17 protein-coding genes are annotated in these 15,216 nt (G+C 56.1%); 15 read left to right on the forward strand and 2 right to left on the reverse strand.

Going from position 1 to position 15,216, the window contains the following annotated elements; all coding sequences use genetic code 11:
• Positions 1-91 precede the first annotated feature (91 nt).
• A complete protein-coding gene (locus AC2FMY_RS07320) occupies positions 92-1,600 on the forward strand; it encodes a UbiD family decarboxylase (RefSeq protein ID WP_496746514.1) in 1,509 nt (502 codons plus the stop codon).
• Complete coding sequence (locus tag AC2FMY_RS07325) at positions 1,597-2,190, forward strand: UbiX family flavin prenyltransferase (RefSeq protein WP_480750762.1); 594 nt, start codon at positions 1,597-1,599, stop codon at positions 2,188-2,190. The genes AC2FMY_RS07320 and AC2FMY_RS07325 overlap by 4 nt, the downstream gene beginning before the upstream one ends.
• A 78-nt stretch (positions 2,191-2,268) precedes the next feature.
• On the opposite strand, the gene AC2FMY_RS07330 is transcribed toward AC2FMY_RS07325, so the two are convergent.
• The gene (locus AC2FMY_RS07330; protein WP_496807180.1) at positions 2,269-2,943 is read right to left on the reverse strand and encodes a GntR family transcriptional regulator; all 675 of its coding nucleotides are present in this window, start codon (positions 2,941-2,943) and stop codon (positions 2,269-2,271) included.
• On the opposite strand from AC2FMY_RS07330, the gene AC2FMY_RS07335 reads away from it, so the two are divergent.
• The 5 genes from AC2FMY_RS07335 to AC2FMY_RS07355 all read left to right on the forward strand — a co-directional run bounded on the left by AC2FMY_RS07335 (position 2,937) and on the right by AC2FMY_RS07355 (position 7,256).
• Entirely contained in the window at positions 2,937-4,016 is a 1,080-nt protein-coding gene (locus AC2FMY_RS07335; protein ID WP_496807181.1) for a class II glutamine amidotransferase domain-containing protein, read from the forward strand. The two genes, AC2FMY_RS07330 and AC2FMY_RS07335, sit on opposite strands and share 7 nt — an antisense overlap.
• The gene (locus tag AC2FMY_RS07340) at positions 4,013-4,726 is read left to right on the forward strand and encodes a GltB/FmdC/FwdC-like GXGXG domain-containing protein (RefSeq protein ID WP_480750759.1); all 714 of its coding nucleotides are present in this window, start codon (positions 4,013-4,015) and stop codon (positions 4,724-4,726) included. Before AC2FMY_RS07335 ends, AC2FMY_RS07340 begins: the two co-directional genes overlap by 4 nt.
• Positions 4,711-6,135: an FMN-binding glutamate synthase family protein gene (locus AC2FMY_RS07345; protein ID WP_496748611.1), complete on the forward strand. Its 1,425-nt coding sequence runs from the start codon at positions 4,711-4,713 to the stop codon at positions 6,133-6,135. The genes AC2FMY_RS07340 and AC2FMY_RS07345 overlap by 16 nt, the downstream gene beginning before the upstream one ends.
• Positions 6,132-6,815 carry a type 1 glutamine amidotransferase gene (locus AC2FMY_RS07350; protein WP_496807182.1) on the forward strand — a complete coding sequence of 228 codons (684 nt, stop codon included), beginning with the start codon at positions 6,132-6,134 and terminating at the stop codon, positions 6,813-6,815. The genes AC2FMY_RS07345 and AC2FMY_RS07350 overlap by 4 nt, the downstream gene beginning before the upstream one ends.
• A gap of 90 nt (positions 6,816-6,905) precedes the next feature.
• Entirely contained in the window at positions 6,906-7,256 is a 351-nt protein-coding gene (locus AC2FMY_RS07355; protein WP_480750756.1) for a YjiS-like domain-containing protein, read from the forward strand.
• On the opposite strand, the gene AC2FMY_RS07360 is transcribed toward AC2FMY_RS07355, so the two are convergent.
• Positions 7,253-8,392 (reverse strand): FAD-dependent oxidoreductase, encoded by a 1,140-nt coding sequence (locus AC2FMY_RS07360; protein WP_496748271.1) that lies wholly within the window; start codon positions 8,390-8,392, stop codon positions 7,253-7,255. The genes AC2FMY_RS07355 and AC2FMY_RS07360 overlap by 4 nt on opposite strands.
• Positions 8,393-8,487: 95 nt before the next feature.
• On the opposite strand from AC2FMY_RS07360, the gene AC2FMY_RS07365 reads away from it, so the two are divergent.
• The 8 genes from AC2FMY_RS07365 to AC2FMY_RS07400 are packed head-to-tail and all read left to right on the forward strand — an operon-like array spanning position 8,488 to position 15,196.
• Positions 8,488-9,780, forward strand: coding sequence for a glutamine synthetase family protein (locus tag AC2FMY_RS07365; protein ID WP_480750754.1), 1,293 nt, complete (start codon positions 8,488-8,490; stop codon positions 9,778-9,780).
• Positions 9,780-10,046: a EutN/CcmL family microcompartment protein gene (locus AC2FMY_RS07370; RefSeq protein WP_480750753.1), complete on the forward strand. Its 267-nt coding sequence runs from the start codon at positions 9,780-9,782 to the stop codon at positions 10,044-10,046. The genes AC2FMY_RS07365 and AC2FMY_RS07370 overlap by 1 nt, the downstream gene beginning before the upstream one ends.
• Before the next feature lie 39 nt (positions 10,047-10,085).
• Entirely contained in the window at positions 10,086-10,394 is a 309-nt protein-coding gene (locus tag AC2FMY_RS07375; RefSeq protein WP_480750752.1) for a BMC domain-containing protein, read from the forward strand.
• 30 nt (positions 10,395-10,424) lie between these two features.
• Complete coding sequence (locus AC2FMY_RS07380; protein ID WP_496748270.1) at positions 10,425-11,609, forward strand: hypothetical protein; 1,185 nt, start codon at positions 10,425-10,427, stop codon at positions 11,607-11,609.
• The gene (locus tag AC2FMY_RS07385) at positions 11,609-12,988 is read left to right on the forward strand and encodes an aldehyde dehydrogenase family protein (protein ID WP_496748269.1); all 1,380 of its coding nucleotides are present in this window, start codon (positions 11,609-11,611) and stop codon (positions 12,986-12,988) included. Before AC2FMY_RS07380 ends, AC2FMY_RS07385 begins: the two co-directional genes overlap by 1 nt.
• Entirely contained in the window at positions 12,985-13,608 is a 624-nt protein-coding gene (locus AC2FMY_RS07390; RefSeq protein ID WP_496748268.1) for a BMC domain-containing protein, read from the forward strand. The genes AC2FMY_RS07385 and AC2FMY_RS07390 overlap by 4 nt, the downstream gene beginning before the upstream one ends.
• Positions 13,608-14,789, forward strand: coding sequence for a malate dehydrogenase (locus AC2FMY_RS07395; RefSeq protein ID WP_496748267.1), 1,182 nt, complete (start codon positions 13,608-13,610; stop codon positions 14,787-14,789). The genes AC2FMY_RS07390 and AC2FMY_RS07395 overlap by 1 nt, the downstream gene beginning before the upstream one ends.
• A complete protein-coding gene (locus AC2FMY_RS07400; protein WP_496748266.1) occupies positions 14,786-15,196 on the forward strand; it encodes a Rid family hydrolase in 411 nt (136 codons plus the stop codon). Before AC2FMY_RS07395 ends, AC2FMY_RS07400 begins: the two co-directional genes overlap by 4 nt.
• The last annotated feature ends 20 nt before the right edge of the window (positions 15,197-15,216 follow it).

Raw genomic sequence — 15,216 nt, forward strand, 5'->3', positions numbered from 1 at the left:
AGTTTGATTGTGCCTCGCGTAATTTGACTGATGTCAATTCAGCTTGTGAATTCCTCTGATAGCTCGCGATCATCCGCAAAGGAGTTCCGCCATACGCGACCTGCCCCCATTTCCTGACCTGCGATCCTTTCTCGGCTGGTGCGCTGAGGCCGGGCAGTTTCAAACGGTGTCAGAGCCGGTTCCTATCCGCCATCGGATGACGGCGGTGCATCGCGTTGTTTTAGAGCAAGGCGGCCCGGTGTTGCAGTTCAATCACCCGGAATGCTCCGACAGTAGTCTTGGAGGGATGCCTGTTGTAACCAATCTGTTTGGCACGACTGAACGGGTCGCTGCGGGGCTTGGCATGCTAGAGGTTAACCTGCCCAAGCTGGGAGAATTTCTTGCGGCGTTGCGCTCTCCTTCGCCACCCTCCGGCGCACGTGACGCGCTCTCGCGTTGGCCGATGCTCAATGCTGCGCTGTCAACCAGACCGAAATTCCTATCGTCTGCACCCGTTCAGGGCATTGTTCGGGAGGGTGACGAAGTCGATTTGAACGTCATTCCTGTGCAGACTCATTGGCCGGGTGATGCTGGCCCGCTGATTACCTGGCCAGTTGTGTTGACTCGTCCATTCGGCACCAAACCTGAAGACATCTCACGTTACAACGCGGGAATCTACAGGGTTCAGGTATTGGAAGAGAACCGTCTGATCATGCGCTGGTTGCCCCACAGGGGTGGCGCGGCGCACCATCGGACATGGGTGCTTCAAGATGAACCAATGCCTGTTGCCATTGCCCTAGGGGCCTGCCCGGCACTTTTGCTTTCAGCGGCGCTGCCGTTACCAGAGACGGTCTCGGAACTGAGTTTTTCCGGTGTGCTTGGTGGAGTTCGACCTCGCTTTGCACCCGCAAAAACTGTTCCTCTGATGGTTCCGGCCGAGGCGGAAATCGTGTTGGAAGGTTGGATTTCGCCCGCGGAAACGGCGCCAGAAGGACCCTTCGGGGATCATACCGGATACTACAACGCTGCCGAACCATTCCCGGTAATGCGGGTGACGGGAATGACCAGCCGAAAAGAGCCTCTGTATTTGTCCACCTATACAGGGAGACCACCAGACGAACCTGCGATTATCGGAGAGGTTTTCAATACACTTGCCTTGCCAACGATCCGCGCGCAAATCCCGGAAATCCGTGACCTTTGGTTGCCACCTGCTGCCTGCTCCTATCGCATGGCGGTGGTGAGTATAGATAAGCGTTATCCCGGACAGGCACGTCGGGTTTTGATGTCGCTATGGGGAATGCTGCCACAATTCAGCTATACCAAGATAATTGTTGTCGTTGACTCGGACATCGATCCGTCAAACTGGGACGATATTGCCTGGGCATTGGCCACACGGATGGACCCCGCACGGGACGTGATGATCATTGATGGGACGCCCATGGACTATCTCGATTTTGCCTCGCCCAAAGCCGGTTTGGCCGGAAAAATGGGCATCGATGCGACGAAGAAAATTGATAGTGAAACCACCCGTGAGTGGGGAGAAGTTATGAGAACCGATCCGGAAGATGCGGCCTTTGCAGCCGATTTCGTGAGACGTGCTCTACCGGGGCTCATTCCATGATGCCCAGGCGCGTTGTTCTTGGGATTTCCGGGGCGTCAGGCGCCGCACTGGGTCTGTCGGTCGTCCGACAATTGGCAATACTTGGCGCCGAAACCGACCTGGTGATCAGTGCGGCTGCGGAACGCACGATTGAGCTAGAATGCGGGCAGGCGGCATTTGAAGAAGCCTGCAAGATTGCAACACGAGTCCATGACATAAACGATGTTGGTGCTAGCATCGCTTCGGGGTCGGTTCCGGTATCGGGCATGATCGTCGCACCATGTTCCATGCGAACACTGGCGGCGATAGCGAACGGATTGGACGACAATCTGCTGACCCGCGCGGCCGGAGTGCAGCTCAAAGAACGGCGGCGCTTGGTTTTGTTGGCACGCGAGGCACCTCTGATTTTGACCCATCTACGTAACATGACCACAGCGGTGGAGCTGGGAGCAACGATATTCCCGCCCGTTCCCGCATTTTACCTGCAACCTGAATCGGTCGCCGCCATCATCGATCAAATTGCAGCACGCGCCATAGATCACCTTGGAATAACGGTTCCAATGGCGCGTCAGTGGGCCCCCGAAAAGACCACTCTTTCTGGCCTTTCCTAGTTTTTGCAGTTCCCATGTCAGGTGCGTTGTAAGCCATTGTGGTCTGACAAAATTGGACAAGTGGCTGGTTCATCAACGTCAGGCGTTGGTTTGGGATTCCGACAAACCCTCAATCTGCAGGTCGAATCCGGCTTGAATATGCGCGGTGAATGCCTCCAGTGCTTCGGTTGGGTTACCAGTTTCGATAGCTTCTACGAGATTCAGGTGGTCACCAAGGGACTTGGAAATATCGACGTTCTCGATTGCCGAAAACAGGTGAAATGCCATCGCTTTCCCCCAAATCATATCGAACATGTCGAGAAGGAATTTATTGTCAGCCTCCACCATGAAGGCCCGGTGAATGCGTCTGTTTGCAATGAAGTAATCCCGTGTGGTTGGGTCTTCGAGGTCTTCTTCGATGCGAATGAGGGCGCGCAGCCCGTCCAGGGTTTTGGCCGAAGCATTGACCGCAAGGATACGTGCGGCTTGCCCTTCGATGGCTGCACGGGCCTGATAAAGTTGCTTGACTTCATTGTGGTCCATTTGCGCGAGGCGAAACCCACCGCTAGCGACGACTTCCAGTACGCCTTCGGTCTCCAACCGCATTAACGCCTCGCGGACCGGAGTTCGGCTGATATTCAATTCTGCGGCCAGTTTCTCCTGCACCAGTCGGTCTTCTGTCGATATCTCGCGGCTCATGATTGCTTCTACGAGTTGGTCGTAAACTTCATCCGCCAGCCGTCTGCGCTGCGTTTTTATTTGTTTTAGTGCCACTCAGTGCCTCGCTTTCTTCATTGCTGAATCCTGTATTCAATAATGCAGGCGATGCCAAGCCGAATAGGGTTGATATTGCTCGTGTACTGTATACAGTATACAAAGCAAAACGAACAGGGAGTTCTCTTATGTGTGGAATCGCTGGCAGGATTCTTGCTGCTCCGGGCCAAGTCGGGGCCGATCTTGTCGCCTTGATGGATGCGCAGGAGCATCGTGGTGCCGACAGCACTGGCTTCGCTATTTACGGGGTGCCGCGAGACACCGGATACGTGCTGAGAGGTATGGGTTTTGACAAATCGCTGCAGGGATCTGACCTCGATGAATTCGAGGCAGTTTTGAAGGCAAATGGGTCCGGCTTCCTGTCCGAGCCAAAGATCGTGACGGACGCCAACAGACACTATTGCTTTCGTATGGAAATATCCGAACCGGTCAACTTGCAGGCTTGGGTTTCGGATGCGGACACACTTACCAACCGCATCGAAATTCAATCCTGCGGTCGCAGTCTGGAAATAGTTAAAGACATCGGAGGCGCCGAAGCTGTTGCGGATAAACACGGAGTTCGCGACATGATCGGTACGCACGGATTGGGGCATGCACGTCTTGCCACGGAAAGCTCTGTGCTGCCAAATGCATCGCATCCGTTTTGGGCGCGGCCATTTTCGGATGTGGCGATCGTCCACAATGGGCAGATCACGGACTATTTTTTGTGGCGCAACCGCCTGACCCGTGCCGGGTATCGCTTTCTGACTGAAAATGACAGCGAATTGATAGCCGTTTGGGTCAGTGATCAGATGAAAGCCGGTTTGACGATGGAGCAGGCACTGAAAAAGTCTATCAACTCGATCGATGGTGTTTTTACTTATATGATTGCCACACCATATGGGATCGGGTTTGCCAAGGATCGCTTTGCCATGAAGCCGCTCGTCGTTGTCAACCAAAACGGCGAGTTGGCGGCCGCCACCGAAGAACAAGCCGTGCGCCGCGTTGTTTCCGAAGAATGTGATGTCATCAATCATGACGGCCCTTCACTAACGGGCATCTGGGGTGTCGGAAACCGGAGTATGGCGGCATGAGCGAAACGGCAACGCTTACCGACGAAATCGTCATTGAAGTTGGGGACCGCCCAATCCGGGAAATCAACCGGGAGATAATGGCGGCTTGCAGTCTCGGTCAACCGATCCGTGTGACGAACACCCTTTCACGGCACAATCTTGGTATTGGCCTGCCTGACAATGTCGACATCGCATTCGAAGGTTCCGTCGGCTACTATTGTGGTGGCTTGAACACCGGTGCCAAGATTGCCATCGAAAGAAACTGCGGCTGGGCCGTGGGTGAAGGGATGGCCAAGGGTCACATCACCGTTGGTGGTTATGCAGGCATGTCCTGCGGTGCTGCCATGATTGGCGGCACGATTCACGTCAAGGGCAACGCAGGGCCACGTGTTGGCGTTGCCATGAAAGGCGGAAACATCGTGGTCGAGGGGAAGATCGGCTATCAATCCGGCTTCATGGCACATGCGGGTAAAATCATCGCGCTAGGCGGCGCGGGCGCGTCCTGCGCGGACGCCTTGTGGCAAGGAGAGGTTTGGGTCGCGGGTGAGGTCGAAAGCACTGGTGTGGACGTCAAAATCATCGACCCAACCGCAGAGGAAGTGGCAGAAGTAGACGCCATTCTGCGACCGCTAGGGCTGACTGACAGTTCTCGAAACTGGCGAAAAATGGTTTCAGGTCAGCGCCTTTGGTATTTTGAAAGCAGGGACGCAAGCGCATGGCTCATGATCTGAGTAAACCATATGAATATCCATTCGAAACGGCCTCGGAGAATGAAATCCGGTTTCGCGATGCCGGCGCAGTCGAAGGTAGGCCCGCAGGTGTTCCCTCCTCTTATGATGAAGGCGGGTCCACCCGGTGGACGCCAGAGGCGATTTCCGAGGTGCACGCTCTAGCACAACTCGGTCGCTATCAGGTGCGCGGTTACAACACTTTCAACAAGCGATTGCCGACATTCGACGATCTAACCTTCGTGCCTGCGACGATGACACGCCTGCCGTTGGAGGGATATCGCGAAAACTGTGATACCACGACGGTCTTGGGTGGTGGTCGCGGGCTTGTAGAACGCCCTGTCGAATTGAAAATTCCGATATACATAGCCTCGATGTCTTTTGGGGCCTTGTCTGCCTCGGCCAAGGCTTCCCTGGGGTTCGGGGCCTCGAAAGTCGGCACCATGACCTGTACGGGCGAAGGTGGAATGCTGGAAGAGGAACGCCAAGCGTCACGCATTCTACTCTACCAGATGTCTCCTGCTCGCTATGGAGTCGATCTGGATCACCTTCGGCGCGCGGATGCTTTGGAGCTGGTTGTGGGGCAGGGGGCCAAACCCGGAACCGGAGGTCTATTGCTGGGCATGAAGGTCAGCCCGCGTGTCAGCAAAATGCGGACATTGCCGGAAGGTGTCGATCAACGTTCAACGATCCGTCATCCGGATTTTCTGGGGGCTGACGATCTGGCCGTTAAAATCGAAGAGTTACGGATCGCAACGAACTATCAGGTGCCGATCTTTATCAAGATGGGTGCGACACGTCCACGGTTCGACGTGGCAATTGCTGCCAAAGCCGGGGCGGATGTCGTTGTCGTTGACGGCGCCGAAGGAGGAACTGGTGCGTCTCCGGAATTGTTGCTGAACCACACCGGAATTCCGACGATGAGCGCGATCCGGGCTGCGCGAGAGGCGTTGGATGAATGCGGCATGACGGGCAAAGTTTCGTTGGTGGCTGCTGGTGGCATCAGATCCGGGGTCGATGCCGCGAAGTGTCTAGCATTGGGTGCCGATGCCGTAATGATCGGCAATGCGGCGATGGTGGCCCTAGGGTGCAATTCTCCGCGCTATGTGGAGGATTACAAGGCATTGGGGACGTCTCCTGGGGCATGTCATCATTGCCATACAGGTCGTTGTCCAGTCGGAATCGCAACACAGGACCCTGAGCTGGAAGTGCGGATGAATCCCAAGGCGGGAGCAGAAAGGATTGCACGATACCTGACGGCCATGACCATGGAAATCACTGCTCTGGCAAAGGCTTGCGGCAAGTCATCTGTCCACAACTTGGAAACCGAAGATCTGCGCGCTTTGAGCTTCGAAGCCTCTGCCTTTACTGGTGTCAAAATGGCGGGGATAGACAGGGCGTTCGATTGGTGAAAATTGCCATCCTCGAACTGACAGGGCATCCCCTTCCGTTACTGAAGGGGACACCACGGACCGCGAGCCAAATCAAGGGGTGGTTGGCGCCGCATTTGGGAAGCGCAGAGTTTTCGGTTGCAAACGTCGTCGATGGCGAGGCGTTGCCTGAGATAGGCACGTTTGACGGGGTTATAGTGGGCGGGTCCGAATTTGGAGTTTATGACGCCCCGCCGTGGATACAGCCGCTCAAAGATTTTTTGCTGAACACAAAAAATGCGGGCAAGCCCATCTTCGGAATCTGCTTTGGTCACCAAATCATGGCAGATACATTTGGCGGCAGGGCCGCGAAAGCGTCCGTTGGCAACGTGATTGGCGCGCGAGAATTCGATTTTGGATCTTCAGTGGTTCCGAGCTACGTCTGGCATCAAGACCAAGTGACCCGGGTTCCGGCGAGCGCAAAAGTCACTGCGACGGCGGCGCATTGTCCTGTCGGCGCACTGTCTTATGATTTTCCCGCAGCATCGGTTCAGTTCCACCCCGAGTATACCAAAACACATTTGCGCGAGATAGTTGAGCGAGGTCGGGGCGTTTTTTTGTCTAAAACCGAGGCGGAACTGGCATTGGCTTCAATCCAAAATGCTGTGGTGCCACGCGATCTGGCTGTAAAGGAAGCTGTCTCGCTGTTCCGCAGTGCGTAATGGATATCCATGGTGTGCGGAGTTGATCTTGATCAAATTCCAAAACCTTGAAGATTGTATACTGAATACGGTATTGGCGGAGACAATTGAATGGCTAGGTTTGATGATTTCTTTCAGGCGATCTCTCGCGTTGCAAATCTGGGGCGTTCAGAAAAGCTGAGCGATCGTGAACTGGCTGATCTTGGTTTGAGCCGGGCCGATTTTCAGGCTCTGCGTTCCGGATCGCCCGGAGCGCGGGAGCGAATTGTTGCAATGGCCAGTCAGTTTGGTTTGAGCGAAGAAGCGCTCGATTCTCGTCCGGAACTTAGTCTCGAGCTCGCTGAAAAATGCGGGTACTGCGATCAGGCCAAGACTTGCAGAGACGCGATCCGCAAGGGTGAACACTTGCCCGAAGACAGATGCCCAAACGCCAACATCTATCGCGCTCTGTCGGGCAGTTAACGACCGCTGGGACTTTCCTTGGGGCTCAGCTTTCGCCGCCCCGATAGTTTGAAGCGTTCGGCTGTGCCGAAGTCTCTCAGACCGACGCCTGCTACAAATTCTGCAAATACGGGCGCATGTTTAAACAAATGTCCCGAGCAACCTCCGGCAAGAAAAACGTTTTCGTGTTCGGGATGCCAGTCAGCAATGAAATGAGTGTCCGGTGTCAGAATTATCTGATTGAACTTTGAGTCGACAACCCGTTGACCTTCGAGGCCCGGAAAGCGATGCCGTATATAACTGCGGGTTCGTCCTAGCGTCGCTTGGCGAATTAGCCGTTCGTCATTGTCCAGATCAATCTTGTCGGGGATCACCACTGCTGCCTTGACACCTGACCCCTCCGAAGAGGGCAATCCAAAAGAACCCTGCCCGTGGTCGATCCAACACGGCATTCTGCCCATGTCGAAGTCTTCTGACCCATCAGGGGTCGAGGTGTATAAAACATTGACACCTACAACGGTCGTGATCGGTTTCACCGTTTTGGGAAACATGTCGGCCATCCAGGCCCCGGTCGCGATGATGATCAGATCGGCTTCCAATGGCTGCCCATCAAGCATTGGGCGCTCGACATCGTCCGTTGTAACCCGCCCCCTGGTGACTTCGCCGCCTGCACTGCGAAACAGACCCAATGCGGTGATCACACAGCGGTGTGCCATCAGCATTCCCGCCTCAGGTTCGAACAAAGCATATTCGATGTCCGGCACCCGGAATTGTGGAAATCGAGATTCGATATCGGAACGTTCGAACTTGTAATACGGAACTCCGATACGATCGAATGTATCAGCCGTCGCATCTTCCCAATCGCAATGTCCCCGCGTTGCAAGAATCAGTGCGCCACATTCGTACATCAGGTTTAGACCGGTTTCGGCTTGCAGTTCGAGCCAGCGCATCCGACTTTCGCGGGCCCACCGAGTATAGAACTCGTCCCGGCCTGAAATAGCACGGATTACTCGGTTGTAATCCGTTGAAGATGCACGAGAATGTCCAGGTTCCCACCTGTCGATCAGCGTTACTTGCTCTCCGCGTCGCTGCAATGTCAGGGCCGTCATGACCCCAACAATGCCGCCGCCGACTACAATTACAGAGCTTCCGGGCATGGCGCAGATTTTCCTTGTTTCTCGGCCGTATTCGTGAATACTGTATACAGAATACAACTTAAGAAAAGCCAAAAAGCGACAGGGAGAGCGCATCAATGAGTTCGGATTTCGAGCTGCCCGAGGGGACGCACACCGTCATTCTCGGTGTCGGAGACCTAAACGGAATTATGCGCGGAAAGCGTATTCCGGCGAGCCATTGGGATCAGATTTGCAAAGGCGGCAACGCCCTTTCAATTGCGCTCTTTGCTATCGATATGACATGCGATGTCTGGGACACTCCGTATGTCAATTTCGATAATGGCTATCCTGATATGCATGTCTTTCCGATGAGCAAGCCCGTCCCGGTTCCTTGGGAGCCGGGTGTCGCGGTCTGTTTTGGTCGGGCCGAAGGCATGGATCACAAGCCGGTTCCGATCGACCCCCGTCAGGCCTTGGTGCGACAGGTGGAACGTGCGCGGGACATGGGGTTCGAAGTCAACGTCGGGACCGAGCTTGAGTTCTATTTGCTGGACCCCGACACCGGGCAACCACGTGACAACGGCATCCAAGTTTATGGGCTGGGACGGGCGGCCCGGATGGAGCATATCGTTGGTCCGATCCGTCAACAAATAAATGAATGCGGCATCCCAATAGAACAATCCAATCCCGAATACGCAGCAGGGCAAATCGAGGTGAACATTCGGTATGGCGAGGCACTTCAGGCCGCTGACCGGGTAGTTTTGTTCAAATCGCTGATCCGGCAGCTGGGTATTGCGCATGGGTATCTGGCGACTTTCATGCCAAAACCGTTCTTTGAACAGTCGGGCAATGGATTCCACACACACTACTCCCTGTGGAAGGATGGCAAGAACGCTTTTGCCGAAAACGGGAAAATCAACGACACGGCTAAAGCATTTATTGCAGGACTACAAAAGCGCATGTGTGAAAGCGCAATTTGCGGAAGTGGGACGGTGAATGGATATCGTCGTCGCGCGCCTTATACCTTCTGCCCAATTAACGCGAGTTGGGGATACGACAACCGAACAGTCGGTATCCGCGTCATCGAAGGCTCCGATACTTCTGTTCGCGTTGAAAAGCGTGACGCGGGTGCCGATGCCAACCCCTATCTTTTGCTGGCCGCAGAAATCGCAGCAGGTCTGGACGGTATGGAACAGGGCCTTGAACCCAGTAAGCCCACGATGGGCAACGCGTATGAGGAGGCCATCGGGGACGCGATTCCGACTGATCTACCCACTGCCATCAATCTGGCGCGCAGTTCGGATTGGCTTAAGGATGTGATGGGCGAGTTGCAGTGGGAACTTGTCCTTCAGCAGGCCGAGCGTGAGTTGGGTTTCTTTGCCGAGCAGGTGACGCAAGTCGAATTGGACCGGTACCTGAGGACGCTCTGATGCTGATAGGCAAAGTTACAGGCACTGTTACTGCAACTGCCAAGGACGCGCGCTTGGTCGGCAAAAAGCTGTTGATCACCGATATCGTCGACAGTCGCGGCAAGGTCCTTCGACCGGCTTGTGTCGCCGTAGATACGAGTGGTGCGGGGATCGGAGACACTGTGCTCGTGGTCGGTGGATCGGCAGCACGGATGGCTGCGGATTTGTCCACAGTGCCGGTGGATCTGACCATTGTGGCGGTTGTGGATCACATCTCGGCCAACTGACTTCAACACTTATCAACGTTTTACTCTGGAGGAACAAAAATGGCGAAACCAGTTGCGGGGCAGATGGCCCTGGGCATGATCGAGACCCGCGGCCTCGTCGGAGCGATTGAGGCTGCAGACGCAATGGTCAAGGCCGCAAGCGTTACGATCGTCGGACAAACCAAAGCGGGTGGCGGTCTCGTGACCACCCTTGTTCGCGGCGAAGTTGGTGCCGTGAAGGCCGCCACAGACGCGGGCGCGACCGCAGCCAATAAAGTGGGCGAAGTCGTTTCAGTGCATGTCATCGCACGTCCTCACGACGAGCTTGAAGCCATCATTGATGGGCTGGGTGCAGGCACAACTGCCTGAATCTTCGTGGCAGTCGAGTAAGGAGCAACCATGTCCGCTGGATTCGCAGAATTCACCCGTGCCGTAGCAAGCGGCGCAACAAGGGAAGCCGCACCAACCCAGAAATATGGCAAGATTGCCGTTCTGGGCGGAGGGCCGGATGCCCGACTTCTGGCTGCTCTGTGTCTGGCAGAAAGGGCAGACGTTACGTTGTTTTCCGCCTACGGCAGTGAACTGGACTTGCTGGAGAAATCGTCGGGCATCGGTCTTCGTGGTGTTGGACCGGTGGGGTCATATCATGTGAACCGGGATGGCCCGTCTGTCCGCACTACCGCCGAACTGGACGCCGCGGTGAGCGGGGCCGAAGTGATCTTTCTCACAGGGCCAGTCCACAAGCAGCGTACCTATGCAATGGTACTGGCCGATCATCTGAGTGACGGCCAGGTTCTGGTGCTTGCCCCTGGCCGGTCACTGGGCGCTGTCGAAGCGGCGTGGATGCTGCGCATTGGCGGCTGTAAGGCGGATGTTACCTTAGTCGAGATACAGGGGCTGCCGTATTGGTTCGCTGCCGAGGGTTCGGTGTTGAATTTGACTCACGCCGCTCCAATGGCCGGAGCGACTTTGCCGCGCGGTCGAACCCATGTGCTTGACGGGCTAAGCCAGTTTCTTCCCAACCTGAGCCCCGTTGACTCGGTCTTGGTTTCCAGTTTCGGAGATCTTTCCGCCGCAGTGGAAATCCCTGCCTTGGTGCTCGGAGGCGCCGCACTGGAAAAGGGAGGTCCAAGTGTTCCGATGGGTGGTGAACTGCTGGCGACAAACATCACATTCTCCGCACTGGTCGGCGAAGACCAACGCGCTGTGATTGTAGGACTCGCCGAAGAACGGCGCAGGGTTGCGGCGGCCTTTGGCGTCAGGGATTTGCCCGACATCGATGACTGGATCGAACGCTTCGCAGGTGCGGACAGGGGCGAGTTTTCGCGTCCTGTCCCCCACCGGCAGGTCGCAGTTGGTTTGATGCGCGATGGCGTACTTGGGTCTCTGGTGCCACTCGGTTCGGCGGCAACGCTGGCAGGTATTCCCGCGCCGCTGACCCGCAGCTTGATAGCGATCACGGATCAGATGCTGGGGGCGGATGTGGCCGCCGCGGGCCGCAAGCTGGACAGCATTGGTATTTCCGCAGGCGACGTCGATCAGGCGCGTCGTATTTTTGACGCCATTGCCACTGGAGCAACGTGATGGATGCGGATCTGAAATCGATCGCCGCCGCGCGGCGTGCTGCTGAAACGGCCTTTTCCGCATATCGTGCCTTCTTAGGGACCGATCCTACTCAGGTTGATGCCATTGTTGATGCCATGGCCCGCGCAATCGAACCCGAGGCCGAGCGGCTTGGGCAAATCGCCGTCGAGGAGACCGGTTACGGCAATGTCCCGGACAAACGGCTAAAGAACCTGTTCAACGCCCTATCAGTCGCGGATTATCTGCGAGACGTAACAACCCTTGGCCTGTTATGGCGCGACGACGCGACCAAAATCGCAGCTTTTGGCGAACCAATGGGGGTGGTCGCCGCACTCATCCCCGTGACAAACCCGACCTCGACCATCATCTACAAGGTGCTTTCGGCGGTCAAAGCGGGAAACGCCATCGTTTGCGCCCCGCATCCACGTGGTGTGCGTAGCGGTATCGAAACAGTAAAGGTCATGTCCAGCTTAGCGGAACAGATGGGGGCGCCCAAAGGGTTGATCCAATGTCTTGATGCCGTGACGATACAAGGCACCGCCGAGCTGATGAAGCATCGACGCACCTCCGTTGTAATGGCGACCGGTGGGCCAGCGATGGTGAAAGCGGCCTATTCCAGTGGCAAGCCGACCCTCGCGGTTGGTGCCGGGAATGTGCCTTGCTATGTTCACAAATCCAAAAAGGGCGATTTGGCCGAAGTGGCTGAGATGATCGTAACCTCCAAATGCTTCGACTACGGCACGGCCTGCGTCAGTGAGCAGGCTATCGTTGCCGATCCCGAGATAGCGCGCGATCTGCGCCACGAGTTAAAGCTGAAGGGCGCCTACTTCTGTACTCCGGCAGAGGCGGACCGGTTGGCCAAGGTAATCTTCAAAGGCCCTCAAGTGATGGACCCCGAGCGCGTGGGGCAAAGCCCGCAAGTTCTGGCCGATGCCGCTCAATTTTCGATCCCTCCGCGTACGAGGTGTCTGGTTTCGGAAGAAACCGAAGTCGGATGGCAGCGACCGTTGTCGGCGGAAAAGCTGAACCCTGTTCTCGCCTTTTATGAGGCCAAATCAACCGAACACGGCGTCGAATTGGCACAGTCTATTGCAAAGTTTGAAGGATGGGGGCATTCGTCGATCATCCATTCCGACGATCCTGAAGTGGTGGCCCACTTTGCGACCGTTCCGACTGGGCGGGTTTTGGTGAATACGCCCGGCATCATGGGGGGGATGGGGTATTCCACCGATCTCGAACCGTCGTTCATGCTCGGAACAGGAACGTGGTCCGGTTCGATAACGTCGGACAACGTTACGGCCCTGCATCTCATCAACATCAAGCGGGTTGCATACCAAAGCCGGCCTTGGCGCGACATTTATGAGGAGTATGGCGCATGAGCGATATCACCATCCGGGCGCTGATGCAGATTGATAATCTGCAACCGAAATTTGCTGCTTACAACGGCGCAACAGTACAAGGTTCAGTGCCTTTGTCCGGCGACACTGTGCTGATCGGAGAGTTCGCGCCTGGAAACGGGGTGTTTTCACTGATCGATCGCGCGCTCAAGGCTTCGTCAGTCGAGGCGACAACCCAAATGGTCGAACGTGAATTCGGTTTCTTCATACTACGTTCACCGTCCAATGCCGAGGTGTCCGCGGCGCGAGACGCGATGCTGGCGGAGCTTGGTGCGTCGATGTCGGATCGGATGAAACCCTCCATCAGTTCCACGCAGATCATCACCAGCGTCGAACCGTACCAAGCTCAATTGTTGAACAAATGGCGGAAGGGTTCGTTGATCGTTCCTGGTCAGACTTTGGGGATCGTGGAATGCGCACCCGCCGCTTATATTTCTATTGCGGCCAACGAAGCGGAAAAGGCGGCTGAAATCGATATTGTCGAGGTGCGCGCCGTAGGGCGTTTCGGAAGGTTGTTCATTTCTGGTTCCGAAAACTCGGTCAAAACGGCTGTTGAAGCGGCAGCGCGCGCCATCGAAACCGTGGATGGGCGATCGAACTGATGGCCGGATCGCGGGTCATAGGGTCCGAAGCGATCGAAGAGGTCCGACGGCGCGGTCGGATCGTGTTTGAAATCCTGCCGGGCGACATTGTTACTGCGCTGGCGCGTGAAACGGCAGAACGTTTGGGCATTGGTTTGGTTGAAGGCCCGCTCGAAAAGCCGGCCCCACCGCGAACTGATGGTAAAGCCTCGATGCGTCGCGTGCTTTATCGTAGGTCCCCCAAATGGATGCCTCCGTCCCGCGCACCGCGCAAGGCCCGACGACTGGGAAAACTCGCTTTGATTGGGGCGGGAGGCGTGGGTGGCAATATTGCTCACTTGGCAGTGTTGAACGATATTGCAGATGACATTGCCCTTGTCGACATTACTCCAGGTTTGGCCGCGGCAACAGCGATGGACCTCAACCAAGCGTCGGGCATTACCTGTGCTCGATCACGTTGCTTTGGAGGTGAAAAACTGGATCTGGTAGCGGGCGCCGAAGTGGTGGTTGTCACTGCGGGCCGAGCTCGGCGCCCCGGCATGAGCCGATCCGATCTTATCAACGTCAATGCGCGTGTTATCCGGCAAGCCGCCGAAGCAATCCGGACCAGTGCACCTGAGGCCGTTGTGGTCGTCGTTACCAACCCACTGGACGAAATGACCGTGGAAATGTTGCGCGCCACAGGGTTTCCGCGTGAGCGGGTTTTGGGCATGGCCGGCACTCTTGACAGCAGCCGTTTCCGTCATGCGCTTGCGATGGAGGCGGGTGTCGCTCCGGCTGAAGTCGATGCAATTACACTCGGCAGTCACGGCGATGAAATGACCCCAATTTCTAGCCTTGCGCGGATCAAGGGGCGTCCAGTCGGCGTCTTTCTGACCAAAGACCAGATCAACGCTTGCGTGAAGGACGCGATAACCGGCGGAGGGCAGGTTGTGGCGCTAAAGAAATCCGGTTCGGCAACGATTGCCCCTGCGCATGCTTCGATCGAGCTGATTGATCACATTCGCGGCGCGCGAACTGGTCCGGTTCCCGTGTCGGTGATGTTGAAGGGTGAATATGGTATTGACGGCGTCGTACTTGGCGTCCCTGCGCATCTTGGCGCAGGTGGGCTTGTCACAATTGAAGAACTGCGCTTGACGGAAGCTGAATATGTATCGCTTCGTGCTGCCGCCGCCTCAATCCGCAAAAGGTTGGGCCATTGACCATTCGCAGCTGGAAATCCGGGGGGCGTTTCGAGGAGCTTGGATCGTATTCCCGTGTTAAGCGGATCGGGCCGTTTGTTTGGGTGGCCGGCACAACCGCAATTGAACCCACAGGGAAAATTCATGCGCCCGGAGAAGTTGGGGCGCAAACCCGGTACGTTCTTTTTCGAATTGAAGAAGCGTTGAAGCACGTCGGAGCCGAACTGCGGCATGTAGGACGGGTGCGCGCATATCTGACCGATATGGGAACAGCTGGCGAATTCGCGCGTGTGCACGGAGAGATATTCAGGGGAATCGATCCTGTCCTGACTGCCGTCGAAGCCGGACTGACACAGCCAGGTCTGACCGTTGAAATTGATGTGGATGCGGTCATTCACGACAAAAACGGAAATATCGTCGGATTCTGAAGATGACTTTCCAAGAAAGG

The organism is Ruegeria sp. YKSE079, from assembly GCF_059612845.1.